This window comes from Streptomyces sp. NBC_00457 (assembly GCF_036014015.1).
Taxonomy (GTDB): domain Bacteria; phylum Actinomycetota; class Actinomycetes; order Streptomycetales; family Streptomycetaceae; genus Streptomyces.
Map to the genome: position 1 here is coordinate 6,537,193 of NZ_CP107905.1, position 15,309 is coordinate 6,552,501.

Genomic DNA, 15,309 nt, shown 5'->3' on the forward strand with positions numbered 1-15,309 from the left:
CGCCCATTGACGCGAAGTTGTTGCGGACACGACCATTCCGGAAGCCCGTGAGAAATCGCTTTCGCATAGCGGAATCCGGGAGGCGCCCGTGTATGTCCAGGAACTGGAACCCGTCGCCGACTCGCTCGGCCTGTCCGCCCTCGTGGCGGCCCTGCCCCTTGTGATCGTCCTCGTCCTGCTCGGCGGCGTCCGTATGAAGGCGCATCTGGCCGGCCTCACGGGCCTCGTGGCGGCCGCGCTGGTCGCCTGGCTCGCGTACGGCATGCCGCTGGACCAGACGGTCTCCAGCGCCGTCCAGGGCGCCGTGTTCGGGCTCTTCCCGATTCTGTGGATCGTCGTCAACGCCCTGTGGGTGTACCGGATGACCGTCCGCACCCGCCATTTCGACATCCTGCGGCGGTCGTTCGGGCGGCTCTCCGACGATCCGCGCATCCAGGCGCTGGTCGTGGCCTTCTGCTTCGGTGCCCTGCTGGAGGCACTCGCCGGGTTCGGCGCACCCGTCGCGATCTGCTCGGTCATGCTCGTCGCGCTCGGCTTCGAGCCGGTGCGCGCGGCCGTCGTCGCGCTGGTCGCCAACACCGCGCCCGTGGCCTTCGGCGCGATGGGCACACCGGTCGTGACACTCGCTCAAGTCACCGGCCTGCCACTGGACTCCGTGGCCTCCGTGGTGGGGCGTCAGACACCGCTGCTGGCGCTCGTCGTGCCGCTCGTGCTGGTGTTCCTGGTGGACGGACGGCGCGGACTGCGGGAGACCTGGGTGCCCGCCCTGGCGTGCGGAATCGCCTTCGCCGTCGGCCAGTTCGTCGCCTCCAACTACGTCTCGGCACAACTCGCCGACATCGGCGCCGCCTTGCTCGGCGCGGGCGCCCTGGTCGCCGTACCGCACGCGCGCGTGCCCGCCGCCGAGTCCGTACGCGCCTCCGTACTGACCGGGGTGCGCAGCGAGGACCTGGACGTGGAGGACCCACGGCCCGAAGTCGTCCGTGCCTACGCCCCGTACGCGTTGATCGTCGCCATCTTCTCCGTCGCCCAGATCCCGGCGGTCAAGGACTGGCTGGCCGAGGCGACACAGACGTACGACTGGCCCTTCCTGGACGTCGCGGGACCGGACGGCGAGCCGGTCGGCGGCAACGTCTTCACCTGGCCGATCGTCTCCACCGGCGGGACGCTCGTGCTGCTGGCCGGTGTGTGCAGCGCGGTCGTGCTCGGGGTGCACGCGCGCGTGGCGGTCAAGGAGTGGGCGGCCACCGTGCACGAACTGCGGTTCGCGATCCTGACCGTGACGTCCGTGCTGGCCCTCGCCTACGTCATGAACCTCTCCGGACAGGCCGCCACCATCGGCCACTTCGTGGCGGCGGCCGGCGCGGGGCTGGCCTTCCTGTCCCCGGTCCTCGGCTGGTTCGGCGTGGCCGTCTCCGGCTCGGACACCTCGGCCAACGCGCTCTTCGGGGCGCTGCAGGTGACCGCGGCCCGCGAGTCCGGCCTGTCGCCCGAACTCCTGGCCGCCGCCAACAGTTCGGGCGGTGTCCTCGGCAAGATGATCTCGCCGCAGAACCTCACCATCGCCTGCGCGGCCGTCGGACTCGCGGGCCGCGAAGGGGACATACTCCGCAAAGTGCTGCCCTGGAGTGTGGGGCTGCTGATGGTGATGTGCCTGATCGTGGTCGGTCAGAGTTCACCGGTGCTGGATTGGATGCTCCCCTGACCTCAGGTTACGGCTGGGAGTCCACCTGGCCTCCGCACAGCGCATTGTCAGCGGGTACGGGTAGCTTGTGGTGACCGATAGGACTTTCAGGAGGGTTGGCCGTGTCTGCTGATCTGTCGCAGCTCGTGAAGGCGTACGACGTACGCGGGGTGGTCCCGGACCAATGGGACGAATCGCTGGCCGAGCTGTTCGGGGCCGCCTTCGTCCAGGTGACCGGGGCGAGCGCGATCGTGACCGGGCACGACATGCGGCCCTCGTCGCCAGGGCTGTCGCGCGCCTTCGCGCGCGGGGCGGCGGCGCGCGGTGCCGACGTGACCGAGATCGGCCTGTGCTCGACCGACCAGCTGTACTACGCGTCCGGCGCGTTCGACCTGCCGGGCGCCATGTTCACGGCCTCGCACAACCCGGCCCAGTACAACGGCATCAAGATGTGCCGGGCGGGCGCGGCCCCCGTCGGCCAGGACACCGGCCTCGGCGAGATCCGCGCACTGGTCGAGGGCTGGATGGACTCCGGTGCCGGCCCGGAACCGACGGCCACGACGGGAACGATCACGCAGCGGGACACGTTGGAGGACTACGCGGCACACCTCCGCTCCCTCGTCGACCTGACCTCCATCCGCCCGCTGAAGGTCGTCGTCGACGCGGGCAACGGCATGGGCGGCCACACCGTGCCCACGGTCTTCGCCGGCCTGCCCCTGACCCTGGTGCCGATGTACTTCGAGCTGGACGGCACCTTCCCCAACCACGAGGCGAACCCGCTGGACCCGGCGAACATCGTCGACCTCCAGAAGCGCGTCCGTGACGAGTCCGCCGACCTCGGCATCGCCTTCGACGGCGACGCCGACCGCTGCTTCGTCGTCGACGAGCACGGCGACCCGGTCTCCCCGTCCGCCATCACCGCCCTCGTCGCCTCCCGCGAGCTGGCCAAGCACGGCGGCAAGGGCACGATCATCCACAACCTGATCACGTCCTGGTCGGTCCCGGAGGTCGTCAAGGAGAACGGCGGCACGCCCGTCCGCACCCGCGTGGGCCACTCCTTCATCAAGGCCGAAATGGCCAAGTCCGGCGCGATCTTCGGCGGCGAGCACTCCGCGCACTACTACTTCGCCGACTTCTGGAACGCGGACACGGGCATGCTCGCCGCCCTCCACGTCCTCGCCGCCCTCGGCGGCCAGGACGGCACCCTCTCCGCCCTCGTCGCCCAGTACGACCGCTACGCCGGCTCCGGCGAGATCAACTCCACCGTCGACGACCAAACCGCCCGCCTCACCGCGATCCGCTCCGCCTACGAGGGCCGCGAAGGCGTAACCCTCGACCACCTCGACGGCCTCACGATCACCGCCGCCGACTGGTGGTTCAACGTCCGCCCCTCCAACACGGAACCACTCCTCCGCCTGAACGCAGAGGCCCGCGACGAGGCCACGATGACGAAGGTCCGGGACGAGGTGCTGGAGATCATCAGGGGCTGACCCTGACGCCGGGGACGGCTCTCGGTACGGGTCGGCGCCATTTCAGCCCGCCCGGAGTCCGAGGCCGGAGGTGCCATCCCGAGGCCCCACCCACCCACTGGGGCCGCTCACTTCTCGCACGCCGGTCGGCACTACTCAGCCCGTCGGCGTAGGTCGGCGTAGGAGGACGAGACTGTGTCAGCGACACCCAGTCCGTCCCGCGCGCGAGGACGAGACGGTCTCAGCCACACCCACTCCCGTCGGCGCACGAGGACGAGACCGTCACAGCCACCCCCAGCCCGTCCGGCGTTTGAGGACGAGGCCGCAGGCCGACGGGGTCCGGGGCGAAGCCCCGACGGGTCTAGGGGCGAAGCCCCAGTGGGGCCCAGGGGGGCGCGGCCCGGCCGGGGTTCAGGGGCGGAGCCCCGGTGGGGTGCAGGGGCGGAGCCCCGCGGGGGGTGCAGGAGGCGCGGCCCGGCCGGGGTTCAGGGGCGGAGCCCCGGTGGGGTGCAGGGGCGAAGCCCCGCGGGGGTTCAGGGGGCGCAGCCCCCTGGCGGGGTCGAAGGGGCGGAGCCCCTTCAGGATGGGACGGGTAGGGGCGGCGGGGGCGAAACCCGCCAACGGTCACACCAACGCTGCTCACCCCGAACCCCCACCCCGTCCAACCCCCACACCCACCCCCTCCAGCGGTACCCTGACCAGGCACATCCACCCACACAGCCGTAGCCCACCCCGCCCCCGAAGGGACCCCCCATGCCGCTCGAATCCGGCCTCCTGGAGATCCTCGCCTGCCCGGCCTGCCACGCCCCTCTCAAGGAGCAGGACACGGAGCTGATCTGCACAGGCCAGGACTGCGGCCTGGCATACCCCGTCCGCGACGGCATCCCCGTCCTCCTCGTCGACGAGGCCCGCCACCCCGCGTAACCACCCGGCGATCGGAGTCTGCCGCCCATGCTCGACGAATCGCTGCTCGACGCCCCCGAGGCGCTCTCGGAGGCCGACCAACGCGGCCTGCTCCGCGGCGCCGCAGAGGCCGGCGCCCGAGTCCGCACCGCGGCCCGGCACGCCGCCGAGTCCGGCGTCCACGACCTCAAACCGGACGGCCGCCCCCGCGCCGTGCTCATCGCGGGCCCCGGCGCCGCCGCCATCTGCGTGGCCGACCTCCTCGGCACGCTCGCAGGCGCAGGCAGCCCGGTGACCCGCCTCGCCCCCTCCGGCGTCGCCCCCGCCGCAGGCGCCCTGCGCTGGGAACTCCCCGGCTGGGCCGGCTCGGTGGACCTCCTGCTCATCGCCACCCCGGACGGCACCGAACCCGGCCTCTCCCTCCTCGCCGACCAGGCCTACCGCCGCGGCTGCACGGTCGCCGCCGTAGCCCCGCCCCGCACCCCGCTCGCCGAGGCGGTGGACGGCGCCCACGGTCTCTTCGTACCGCTCGCGACCGCCCCGTACGAGGAGGACGAATCCCTCGCCGCCGCGTCTGCGCCCGGCGTCCTGTGGGCGCTGCTGACCCCGCTGCTCGCCCTCCTCGACCGCACCGGCCTGCTCACCGCTCCGCCGGACGCCATCGAGAAGGTCGCCGACCGCCTCGACCACATCGCCGAACGCTGCGGGCCGGCCATCGCGACGTACAGCAACCCCGCCAAGACCCTCGCGGCCGAACTCGCCGACGCCCTCCCGCTGGTCTGGACCGAGGGCACCTCGGCAGGACCGGCCGGCCGCAGGTTCGCCGCGGCCCTCGCCGAACTCTCTGGCACACCGGCCGTAGTCGCCGAACTCCCCGAGGCACTCGCCGCGCACAGCGCCCTGCTCGCCGGCCCACTCGCCGCCAGTGCCGACCCCGACGACTTCTTCCGCGACCGCGTCGAGGAGCCACCCGCGATGCACGCGCGCGTGGTGCTGCTCCGCGACCGCCCGATCGAGGGCCTCACCGCCGCCCCCGCAGCCCGTGACCTGGCCCTCAGCCACGACACGCCGATCAGCGAACTGGAGCCGGAACCCGGTGGCGAACTGGAGACCCTCGCCGAACTGATCGCCATCACCGATTTCGCCGCCGTTTACCTGGCGCTCGCTTCGAGGGCCTGATCTGACCCAGGACGCCCTGACCGCCGTACACGCGACAAGACGAAAGCCGCACGCACGGCGAACCAGAGTCGAACGCAGCGCACGCAGCGCACGCATCGCACGCATTGAACGCGTCGAACGCAGAGAGCAGACAGAGAGCCGAATGGACCGCCTCGACAACACCATCCGCCCCTACGCCTGGGGTTCCACCACCGCGATCCCGCAGCTGCTCGGCGTCGAGCCGACCGGTGAACCGCAGGCGGAGATGTGGATGGGTGCCCACCCGGGCGCACCCTCGCGCACCGACCGCGGCACGCTCGTCGAGGTCATCGCCGACAACCCGGAACGCGAACTCGGCGCCGCGGCCGTGGCCAAGTTCGGCCCCGGCCTGCCCTTCCTGCTCAAGATCCTCGCCGCCGGCGCCCCCCTCTCCCTCCAGGTGCACCCCAACCTGGAGCAGGCGAAGGAGGGTTACGAGGACGAGGAGCGCCGGGGCATCCCCGTGGACGCCCCGCACCGCAACTACAAGGACGCCAACCACAAGCCCGAACTCATCTGCGCGCTCACCGAGTTCGACGGCCTGTGCGGCTTCCGCGACCCGGCGCAGGCCGCCGACCTGCTGGCCGGCCTCGGCGTCGACTCCCTCAAGCCGTACGTCGACCTGCTGCGCGCCCACCCCGAGGAGGCGGCGCTGCGCGAGGTCCTGACGGCCGTTCTGAGCGCCGACCGCGAGGAGATGGCCCGCACCGTCACCGCGGCCGCCGCAGCCTGCGCCCGCCTCGGCGGCGAGTACGCCCCCTACGCGGACATCGCCCACCACTACCCGGGCGACCCCGGCGTCATCGCCGCAATGCTCCTCAACCACGTCCGCCTGCAGCCCGGTGAGGCCCTCTACCTCGGCGCCGGCATCCCGCACGCCTACCTCAACGGCCTCGGCGTCGAGATCATGGCCAACTCCGACAACGTCCTGCGCTGCGGCCTGACCCCCAAGCACGTCGACGTCCCCGAACTCCTGCGCATCGTCCGCTTCGAGCCCAGCGACCCCGGCGTGCTGCGCCCGGAGGCGTCCCCGGACGGCGAGGAGGTCTACGAGACCCCGATCGACGAGTTCCGGCTCTCCCGGTACGTCCTCCCCGTGGGCGGCGCCGCCCACGACCTCACCCGCGAGACCCCGCAGATCCTCCTCTGCACGGCCGGTTCCGTACGGGCCGGCGAGCACGAGCTGAACCCCGGTCGGTCGGTCTTCGTCCCGGCCGGCGAAAAGGCCGAAGTATCCGGTTCTGGAACGCTCTTCCGGGCCACCGTCATCGCCTGAATGTCAAGGAGTTGCGGGCTCGCGCACCGTTGTCGGAGCGGGCTGCAACAATGGCCCACTGGCAAAGACCGGGCAAAGGTCTGGACGGCGTACGTACGAAGGGACAACGCGAATACATGAGCGCGTCAGGCGGCACCAAGGCGATCGTGGCGGCACTCGTCGCCAACCTCGCGATCGCGGTAGCGAAATTCGTGGCGTTCCTCTTCAGCGGCTCGTCGTCGATGCTCGCCGAGTCGGTGCACTCCCTCGCCGACTCCGGTAACCAGGGCCTGCTTCTCGTCGGCGGCAAGAGGGCCCAGCGCGAGGCGACCCCCCAGCACCCCTTCGGGTACGGCCGCGAGCGTTACATCTACGCCTTCCTCGTCTCGATCATCCTGTTCTCGGTCGGCGGCATGTTCGCCCTCTACGAGGGCTACGAGAAGATCAAGCACCCGCACGAGATCGAGCACTGGTACTGGCCGATCGGCGTCCTCGTGTTCGCGATCATCGCCGAGACCTTCTCCTTCCGGACGGCCATCAAGGAGTCCAACGTCCTGCGCGGGAAGAAGTCCTGGTCGGAGTTCGTCCGTCACGCCAAGGCGCCCGAGCTGCCCGTCGTCCTCCTGGAGGACCTCGGCGCGCTGGTCGGTCTGATCCTCGCCCTCGGCGGCGTCGGCCTGGCCCTCGCCACCGGCGACGGCGTCTGGGACGGCATCGGCACGCTCTGCATCGGCGTGCTCCTCATCCTGATCGCCATCGTGCTGGCCGTCGAGACCAAGTCCCTCCTCCTCGGCGAGGCCGCCGGCCTCGAAGACGTCCAGAAGATCGAGGCCGCGATCGTCGACGGCGACACCGTCACCCGCATCATCCACATGCGCACGCTCCACCTCGGCCCCGAGGAACTGCTCGTCGCCGCCAAGATCGCCGTCCAGCACGACGACACGGCCACGGAGATCGCCTCCGCCATCGACGCGGCCGAGGCCCGCATCCGCGACGCCGTCCCGATCGCCCGCGTGATCTACCTCGAGCCCGACATCTACAGCGAGACCGAGGCCGCGAAGGGCGCCGACCGCGAGGCAACGCCGGGAGGCCCGGCACCCCACCCCGCCGAGCACTGATACGACGCCGTACGACCGCGTTCTCAGCACGACGATGTGCTGACGACCATGTGTTTACGACGATGGGGCCCGCCGAGCGTTTCGGCGGGCCCCATCGGCTGTTGTGCCGGCTACCGGCTACCGGCTACTGGATCTCGCTCAGCACGCCGAGCACCGCCGCGTCGTCCGGCGCCGCCATGAGCCGCTCTCGGAACGCGCTGTCCATCAACTTCCGCGACAACAGCGCCAGTATCCGCAGGTGTTCGTCACCCGCGGCGGCTTCCGGTACGGCGATCATGAACACCAGCCTCGCCTTCGTACCGTCCATCGAGCCCCACTCGACACCCTCGGCGGACCGCGCGAACCCGACGACCGGCGCGGTGACCGCGTCCGTCTTGGCATGCGGTATCGCGATTTCCTCACCGAGCCCCGTGGTGCCCTGCGCCTCACGCCGCAACGCCGTCGCCACCAACTCGTCGACGTCCGCCACCTTGCCCGTCCGCGCCAGCAGGGCCGCCATCTCGCGGATCGCCGTCTCCTTGTCGGAGGCGTCGAGCCGAACCTTCACGGTCTGCGCGGTGAGGTGACCGGAGAGGGCTTCGGGGGTGGCTGACTCCGGGGTGGAGCTCGGGCTCGCGGTGTCCACGGCAGAGTCCGGCTCCGCAGATTCCGCTGCCTCCTCCGTCGTACCCGTGCCCCGCGCAGCCGCGGTCTCGGCGGGTCCGCCAGCGCTCGCCCCGCCCTCGACCGGCGCCGCGGATGCACGCCCGGCAGCTTGCGACGGTACGGCTCTGGCGGCGTCCTGCGCCCCTACGGCGCTCGTGGCGGCCCGCGCTCCCACGCCCGCCCCGACCAGCGAGGGCTCGGGCCCGCTCACGCCCACACCGCCGACCGGCGTGCCCCGCCTCCGCTCGGTGATGTCGACGAGGGCGACCGTCGTCAGCGCGGTGACGGCAGAGCCGATCACAACGGCCACGAAGAACATCGGCACGCCGCTCACCGCACCCAGCACGGCCACGATGGGCCCACCGTGCGGCACCGCGTCCTCGACGCCGGCGAGCCCGGCGATCGCACCGGCGACGGCGCCGCCGAGCATATTGGCCGGGATGACCTGCGCGGGCCGCGCCGCCGCGAACGGGATCGCGCCCTCGGAGATGCCGAAGCAGCCCATGAACAGCGAGGCCAGACCGGTTTCCCGTTCCTGCTCGGTGTAGAGGCGCTTGCGGATCAGCGTGGCGAGGCCCTGCCCCAGCGGCATGACCGGGATCGCGGCGGCACACATGCCCATGACCGTCTGATTGCCGGTCGCGATGAGCCCGGCGCCGAACAGGAACGCCGTCTTGTTCACCGGCCCACCCATGTCGAACGCGATCATGAGCCCGAGAATCGCCCCGAGCAGAATCGCGCTCGTGCCCGTCATCCCGCTGAGCCAGCTGGTCAGATGCTCGAAGACCCAGGAGATCGGCTTGCCGATGACGTAGATGAAGAACAGCCCGAGCGCCGAGGTCGCCACGATCGGGATCACGATGATCGGCATGATCGGCTGCACGAACTTCGGGACCTTGACCTTCTTGATCCACAGGACCAGATAACCGGCCAGGAACCCCGTCACGATCGCCCCGATGAACCCGGCGCCCGCCTTCGAGTCGTACAACTCACCGGTGTTCGCGATCCAGCCACCGATCATGCCCGGCACCAGTGCGGGCCGGTCGCCTATCGCGTAGGCGATATAGCCGGACAGGATCGGCACCATCAGCGTGAAGCCGATGACGCCGATGTTGTTCACGTCCATCCAGAAGGAGTCCTCCGGGATGACCAGGCCGTCCGGCGTGGTGTTCCCGCCGATCGCGAGCGAGACCGCGATCAGCAGCCCGCCGACGACCACGAACGGAATCATGTAACTGACCCCGTTCATCAGCGCCTTGTACGTGATGCCGCGTTCCTTGCCGCCGGTGGCGCGGGCGGCCGTGGGGGAGCCACCCTCCATGTGTACGGGCGCCGACTGCACCCGCTCGATCAGCTGCTCGGGGTGGCGAATGCCCTCCGCGACCCCGACGGTCAGGACCCGCTTGCCTGCGAATCGGCTCAGGTCCACATCCTTGTCTGCAGCGATGATGATGCCGTCAGCGGATGTGACATCGTTGTCATCGAGGATGTTTTCAGCCCCGATGGATCCCTGCGTCTCCACCTTCATGTCGATGCCTCGGCTCACGGCGGCCTGCGCGAGCTTCTCCGCCGCCATGTACGTATGGGCGATGCCGGTCGGGCACGCGGTCACCGCGAGCAACTTCAACCTCTTGCGCTCGCCACCGCCGCTGCCCGTGGGGGGAGGGCCGGCCGGACTGGTCACGTCGATCTCCTAACGCCTTTGTCACGCGAGAACGCCGTCCCGGACGTCCCGCAGGATCGATCAGATGTCCCGATCTCCTCGCATCCTGCAACACCTCTCTCCCAGCTCAAAGAGGCAGGAGTGCCTGAAAGTCCTGGTCTGTCGACGCCTGTCCATCCGATTGCGGGTGTCCTGTTATCGCTGTCACAACCGTTCGCCGCCCGACAGGCCAGCCGGCGGACGGGCCCTCCCCGGGACCGTGATCGGCCTGATCTATTCGGAGGCGGGCTGGGGACGGCCCGCTCTGCCGGTGTAGCTTGGGACGGAGCCAGACGTCGCTGCTGATGGCGGTCGGGCGGTCCCACCGCGGACCGACCGAGGGAGAGAGGGCCTCCGACGGACTGCGCTGCGTGATCGCGGGCATACCTGTGTCCTCTTCGGGCACCCCTGTGTCCGCCGCCGCGCAGAACAGCCGTATCCACCTCGCCTCAACCTCCGAGGAGCAGCTCGTATGACGACTGTCGAAAACCGACAGGACTTCAAGGTCGCCGACCTCTCCCTGGCCGAGTTCGGCCGCAAGGAGATCACCCTCGCCGAGCACGAGATGCCCGGCCTGATGGCGATCCGCAGGGAGTTCGCCGCCACTCAGCCGCTGGCCGGCGCCCGAATCATGGGCTCCCTGCACATGACCGTGCAGACCGCGGTCCTGATCGAGACCCTGGTCGCCCTGGGCGCCGAGGTCCGCTGGGTGTCCTGCAACATCTTCTCCACCCAGGACCACGCGGCCGCCGCCGTCGCCGTCGGCCCGAACGGCACGCCCGACAACCCCCAGGGCATCCCGGTCTTCGCCTGGAAGGGCGAGACCCTGGAGGAGTACTGGTGGTGCACGGAGCAGGCGCTGACCTGGCCGAACACCCCCACCGGCGGCCCGAACATGATCCTGGACGACGGTGGCGACGCCACCCTCCTCGTCCACAAGGGCGTCGAGTACGAGAAGGCCGGCAAGGTCCCGTCGGTCGACACCGCCGAGAACGACGAGCACCGCGTCATCCTTGAGCTCCTGAACCGCACCATCTCGGACGGCTCGCAGAAGTGGGCCCAGCTCGCCTCGGAGATCCGCGGCGTGACCGAGGAGACCACGACCGGCGTCCACCGCCTGTACGAGATGCACCGCGACGGCACCCTCCTGTTCCCGGCGATCAACGTCAACGACGCCGTCACCAAGTCGAAGTTCGACAACAAGTACGGCTGCCGCCACTCCCTGATCGACGGCATCAACCGCGCCACCGACGTCCTCATCGGCGGCAAGACCGCCGTGGTCTTCGGCTACGGCGACGTGGGCAAGGGCTGCGCGGAGTCCCTGCGCGGCCAGGGCGCCCGCGTGATCATCACCGAGATCGACCCGATCTGCGCACTGCAGGCGGCGATGGACGGCTACCAGGTGACGACCCTCGACGAGGTCGTCGAGACGGCCGACATCTTCATCACCACGACCGGCAACAAGGACATCATCATGGCCTCGGACATGGCCAAGATGAAGCACCAGGCGATCGTGGGCAACATCGGCCACTTCGACAACGAGATCGACATGGCCGGCCTCGCCAAGATCCCCGGCATCGTCAAGGACGAGGTCAAGCCGCAGGTTCACACCTGGACGTTCCCCGACGGCAAGGTGCTCATCGTCCTCTCCGAGGGCCGCCTGCTGAACCTGGGCAACGCCACCGGCCACCCGTCGTTCGTGATGTCCAACTCCTTCGCGGACCAGACCCTGGCCCAGATCGAGCTGTTCACCAAGCCCGACGCGTACCCGACCGACGTGTACGTGCTGCCCAAGCACCTCGACGAGAAGGTCGCCCGCCTCCACCTGGAAGCGCTCGGCGTGAAGCTGACCACGCTGCGCCCGGAGCAGGCCGCGTACATCGGTGTCGAGGTCGAGGGGCCGTACAAGCCGGACCACTACCGCTACTGAGCCCTCGGCTGCCGCTGTTGAGCCGTCGGCTGCTGTTGGTAGCCGCCGGCTCTGGCACTGAGTACCGCTGAGTACTGACCGCATCCCGTGAGAGCGCGCCGGTGCGCTGACGCGCTCTCACCAGCAGGTCCTCCGAGGCAGGCCCCCGCACCCCCGTGCCGGGGGCCTGCCCCGTTGGCCGTTGCGGCCGGACCAGCCCGTCAAGACCCAGGACCCCCATGCCCCGCGGCCGTTATTCGCTCCACGATCCGCACGATCACACCCCCCTCGCAGACGAGCACTTCCACTGCGCCCCCGGCCCCTCCGGCTGGCGCTACGTCTCACAACGGACCACCCCCGCGGGTGACCACAGCGGCTCCGTCGACCTCACCCTCGACGAACTCGGCCGCCCCATCCGCCTCGAACTCCACGCCGCGGGCTGGCAGGTCCGCGGCGCCGCGCTCGACGGCGTCACCTGGGTCCGTACAGACCCCACTGGGGCTCATGCCACGGAAGGCAACGTCCGCGCCCACGCCTTCACCGGCACGTCCCCCGCATTCCTCATCGCCACCACTCGTCTCCTGCGCCTCACCCCTTCCAGCTCAGCAACCCGCGTACGCCTCGTCGCCTTCACCGACCCCGTCCTCGCCCCGCGCACCGTGGACCAGTCCTGGGCCTTGCTGAAAAGAGAAACACACGCCACTGACAACGGCCCCCTGACCGTGGACGAGTACCAGGTCACAGCCCTGGACACGGGCGAACAGCACGCCGTACACATCGCCGGCGACGTCGTGCTCGCGGCACCGGGCATCGAGTTGGAGGACCTTGACTCGCCGCCGTCCGCGTTCGACTGAGCGCCGCGTTCGGGCTGGATGGCCGACGGGCCGGGCTAGGCAGGCGGTACGAACCCAGTGGCAGGACGGTCGGCGGGCGACACCTCGGCAGCCTCGCGCCGACCACTGACCGGAGCCTCGGGCTGAGGAGCAGGGACCGTGGACGGAACCGGCGGAGGCACAAACGCCCCTGGCACACCGGCCGCAGGCCCGCCACCAGCTGCGGGAGCACCCACAGCCTGACCGCCCACCACCGAACCGCCCGCGAAGGCACGCCTGGCATCCCGTGCCTGCCGTTCCTGCACCACCGCAGCCAAATACGCGGCCGGCGGAACGCTCTGCGGCACCGGGCTCCCCGTACGGGCCGCGAGGTCGGTGGCGAGCCGTTCCGCCATGGCCCAGCCGACCTGCGGATCCAGCTGCTGCATCCGCGTCAGATACTGGCGGATGGCAAGCCACAGACCGTCCGGTACGGCCGACAGATCCAGCTCGGCGAACCGCCCGGCCAGCCAGGGCGGGGGCGGAGGAACGAAGGTCGTACGGGCCACGGGCACCCGTTCCCTCACGACCAGAGTCCCTGCGAACACGTCCCCGAGCCTCCGCCCGCGCGCCGACACGAGAGAAGCGATGCAGGCGATCACGCCGAATGTCATCAGAATCTCAATCACGCCGATCCCACCCCGTACCAGCGCATGCCGGAACCGGATCGGCCCGCCGTCGTCCCGCACCACACGCAGCCCGCACGCCATCTTGCCGAGCGACCGCCCATGGCTCAGCGTCTCGACCGCGATCGGTCCGCCCACCAGCACCAATACGAATGTCGCGATCGACAGAGCGAACTGTGCCGCCTCGTCCAATGACGCTGTCGAGACCACCAGACCGATGGTCACGACCAGGTAGACGATCACGGCCACCACCAGATCGAGCAGGACGGCCAGCGCCCTGCTGGGCAGCCTCGCGGGGCGCAACTCCAGCGCCACCGCCTCACCCGTCACCAGCTCACTCACGCCGCTGTCCTTCCCTGACCTGCCCTGAGAAGGGCCAGTCTGCCAAGCTGAGGGCGCATCGCGCCGCAGTACGACAAGCTGACACCACGACGAGCCGCCGACGAACAGCCCAGGAGCAGGCAAACCGATGGACCTCGACGTCTTCGTCACCGCCCACCGAGCCGAATGGGACCGCCTCGACGCCCTGCTCCGGCGCCAGCGCAGCCTCACCGGTGCCGAGGCCGACGAACTCGTCGCCCTCTACCAGCGCACCGCCACCCATCTCTCCCTGATCCAGTCCAGCGCCCCCGACCCGCAATTGACCGGTCGGCTCAGCCAACTCGTGGCACGCGCGCGTAGTGCCGTGACAGGCACGCGACGCGCCTCCTGGCGCGACGTCACCCGCTTCCTCACGCACGGATTCCCCGCCGCGGTCTACAAGTCGCGCCACTGGTGGGTACCCACCGCGCTCCTGTCGACCCTGGTCGCGGCCCTTCTGGGCTGGTGGATAGGCACTCACCCAGAAGTGCAGTCCTCCATAGCGGCCCCGGATGAGCTGCGCGAGCTCACCCGCCCCGGAGGCCAGTACGAGGCCTACTACTCGAGCCACCCCGCGGCCTCCTTCGCCGCCCAAGTGTGGACGAACAACGCCTGGGCGGCCGCCCTGTGTCTGATCCTCGGGGTCTTCCTGGGCCTCCCGGTCCTGTGGATCCTCTTCCAGAACATGCTCAACCTCGGCGTGGGCTTCGGCCTGATGTCCTCAGCCGGCCGGCTCGACACCTTCCTCGGTCTCGTCCTTCCGCACGGTCTGCTTGAGCTGACCGCGGTCTTCGTAGCCGCCGGCACCGGCCTGCGCCTCGGCTGGACCGTCATCGACCCCGGCCCACGCAGCCGACGCACGGCCCTCGCGGAAGAGGGCCGAGCCGCAGTGGGCATGGCCATCGGCCTCGCCCTGGTCCTCTTCATCTCCGGCGCCATCGAAGGCTTCGTGACCCCGTCGGGCCTGCCTACATGGGGACGAATAAGCATCGGGGTCCTCGCTGAGCTCGTCTTCCTTGCCTACGTCTACGTCCTGGGCGGCCGCGCCGCCCGCACCGGGGAGACGGGCGACGTCGAGGCCGCGGAGCGCAGCGCCGCGGTTCCGACGGCTGCCTGATGTGCGGACATGTCTGCTGAGCTGCTAGTCTCTCGTTCGCCCCACAAGAGCCGTTGACACGGAGGGCGTGGGGAGGTAGATTCAAACAGTTGCCTAGAGGGCAGGGTTTGCCCGGGGCGACAGTGAGCATCTGTCGGCTTCTTGTGATCTCACTTCCCGAGAAGCCCCCGATTATTCAGGACTGAGTGGCCTGTCAGGCCGGTCAAAAACTTCTGATAAAGTCGGACTCGCCGAAAGAGAGCCGGAAGGCAATCAAATAGGCAAGGCCACTCCAACGGCCACCGGAAACGAATTCCGACCGGAAACGGAACGGAAAAGCGATCTGGTAAGGTTGGAAACACCGAAGGGAAGCGCCCGGAGGAAAGCCGCGAGAGAGTGTGTCTCGGGTGAGTACGAAGGAAGCGTCCGTTCCTTGAGAACTCAACAGCGTGCCAAAAATCAACGCCAGATAT

11 protein-coding genes are annotated in these 15,309 nt (G+C 69.8%); 9 read left to right on the forward strand and 2 right to left on the reverse strand.

Annotated features, from left to right (window positions below):
- The first annotated feature begins 88 nt into the window (after window positions 1-88).
- From OG828_RS29900 to OG828_RS29925, 6 genes are all read left to right on the forward strand, one after another.
- The gene (locus OG828_RS29900; RefSeq protein ID WP_328440309.1) at window positions 89-1,705 is read left to right on the forward strand and encodes an L-lactate permease; all 1,617 of its coding nucleotides are present in this window, start codon (window positions 89-91) and stop codon (window positions 1,703-1,705) included.
- A 101-nt stretch (window positions 1,706-1,806) separates the two neighbouring features.
- Complete coding sequence (locus tag OG828_RS29905) at window positions 1,807-3,174, forward strand: phosphomannomutase/phosphoglucomutase (RefSeq protein WP_328440310.1); 1,368 nt, start codon at window positions 1,807-1,809, stop codon at window positions 3,172-3,174.
- Between the two features lie 732 nt (window positions 3,175-3,906).
- A complete protein-coding gene (locus tag OG828_RS29910; RefSeq protein ID WP_210576332.1) occupies window positions 3,907-4,077 on the forward strand; it encodes a Trm112 family protein in 171 nt (56 codons plus the stop codon).
- 27 nt (window positions 4,078-4,104) lie between these two features.
- Complete coding sequence (locus OG828_RS29915) at window positions 4,105-5,235, forward strand: SIS domain-containing protein (RefSeq protein WP_328363470.1); 1,131 nt, start codon at window positions 4,105-4,107, stop codon at window positions 5,233-5,235.
- 142 nt (window positions 5,236-5,377) lie between these two features.
- Complete coding sequence (manA, locus tag OG828_RS29920) at window positions 5,378-6,529, forward strand: mannose-6-phosphate isomerase, class I (protein ID WP_328502871.1); 1,152 nt, start codon at window positions 5,378-5,380, stop codon at window positions 6,527-6,529.
- Between the two features lie 116 nt (window positions 6,530-6,645).
- Complete coding sequence (locus OG828_RS29925; protein ID WP_328363476.1) at window positions 6,646-7,626, forward strand: cation diffusion facilitator family transporter; 981 nt, start codon at window positions 6,646-6,648, stop codon at window positions 7,624-7,626.
- Window positions 7,627-7,750: 124 nt separating this feature from the next.
- Here the strand turns inward: OG828_RS29925 and OG828_RS29930 are convergent, their stop codons facing one another.
- Window positions 7,751-9,955, reverse strand: a complete 2,205-nt coding sequence (locus OG828_RS29930; protein WP_328502872.1) for a fructose-specific PTS transporter subunit EIIC — start codon at window positions 9,953-9,955, stop codon at window positions 7,751-7,753.
- A 490-nt stretch (window positions 9,956-10,445) separates the two neighbouring features.
- Between OG828_RS29930 and ahcY the strand changes: the two genes are divergently transcribed.
- Together ahcY and OG828_RS29940 are read left to right on the forward strand one after the other, a co-directional pair.
- Window positions 10,446-11,903 (forward strand): adenosylhomocysteinase, encoded by a 1,458-nt coding sequence (gene ahcY, locus OG828_RS29935; RefSeq protein ID WP_328502873.1) that lies wholly within the window; start codon window positions 10,446-10,448, stop codon window positions 11,901-11,903.
- 218 nt (window positions 11,904-12,121) lie between these two features.
- Window positions 12,122-12,736, forward strand: coding sequence for a hypothetical protein (locus OG828_RS29940; RefSeq protein WP_328363488.1), 615 nt, complete (start codon window positions 12,122-12,124; stop codon window positions 12,734-12,736).
- 35 nt (window positions 12,737-12,771) lie between these two features.
- Here OG828_RS29940 and OG828_RS29945 read toward each other — a convergent pair whose 3' ends face one another.
- Window positions 12,772-13,722 carry an RDD family protein gene (locus tag OG828_RS29945; protein ID WP_328502874.1) on the reverse strand — a complete coding sequence of 317 codons (951 nt, stop codon included), beginning with the start codon at window positions 13,720-13,722 and terminating at the stop codon, window positions 12,772-12,774.
- A gap of 127 nt (window positions 13,723-13,849) precedes the next feature.
- On the opposite strand from OG828_RS29945, the gene OG828_RS29950 reads away from it, so the two are divergent.
- Complete coding sequence (locus OG828_RS29950) at window positions 13,850-14,857, forward strand: stage II sporulation protein M (protein WP_328502875.1); 1,008 nt, start codon at window positions 13,850-13,852, stop codon at window positions 14,855-14,857.
- Window positions 14,858-15,309: the final 452 nt, after the last annotated feature.

Coding starts and splice junctions, on each gene's coding strand:
- OG828_RS29940 (WP_328363488.1), top strand. CDS start 12,122: ATGCCCCGCGGCCGTTATTCGCTCCACGATCCGCACGATCACACCCCC.
- OG828_RS29925 (WP_328363476.1), top strand. CDS start 6,646: ATGAGCGCGTCAGGCGGCACCAAGGCGATCGTGGCGGCACTCGTCGCC.
- OG828_RS29950 (WP_328502875.1), top strand. CDS start 13,850: ATGGACCTCGACGTCTTCGTCACCGCCCACCGAGCCGAATGGGACCGC.
- OG828_RS29910 (WP_210576332.1), top strand. CDS start 3,907: ATGCCGCTCGAATCCGGCCTCCTGGAGATCCTCGCCTGCCCGGCCTGC.
- manA (WP_328502871.1), top strand. CDS start 5,378: ATGGACCGCCTCGACAACACCATCCGCCCCTACGCCTGGGGTTCCACC.
- OG828_RS29915 (WP_328363470.1), top strand. CDS start 4,105: ATGCTCGACGAATCGCTGCTCGACGCCCCCGAGGCGCTCTCGGAGGCC.
- ahcY (WP_328502873.1), top strand. CDS start 10,446: ATGACGACTGTCGAAAACCGACAGGACTTCAAGGTCGCCGACCTCTCC.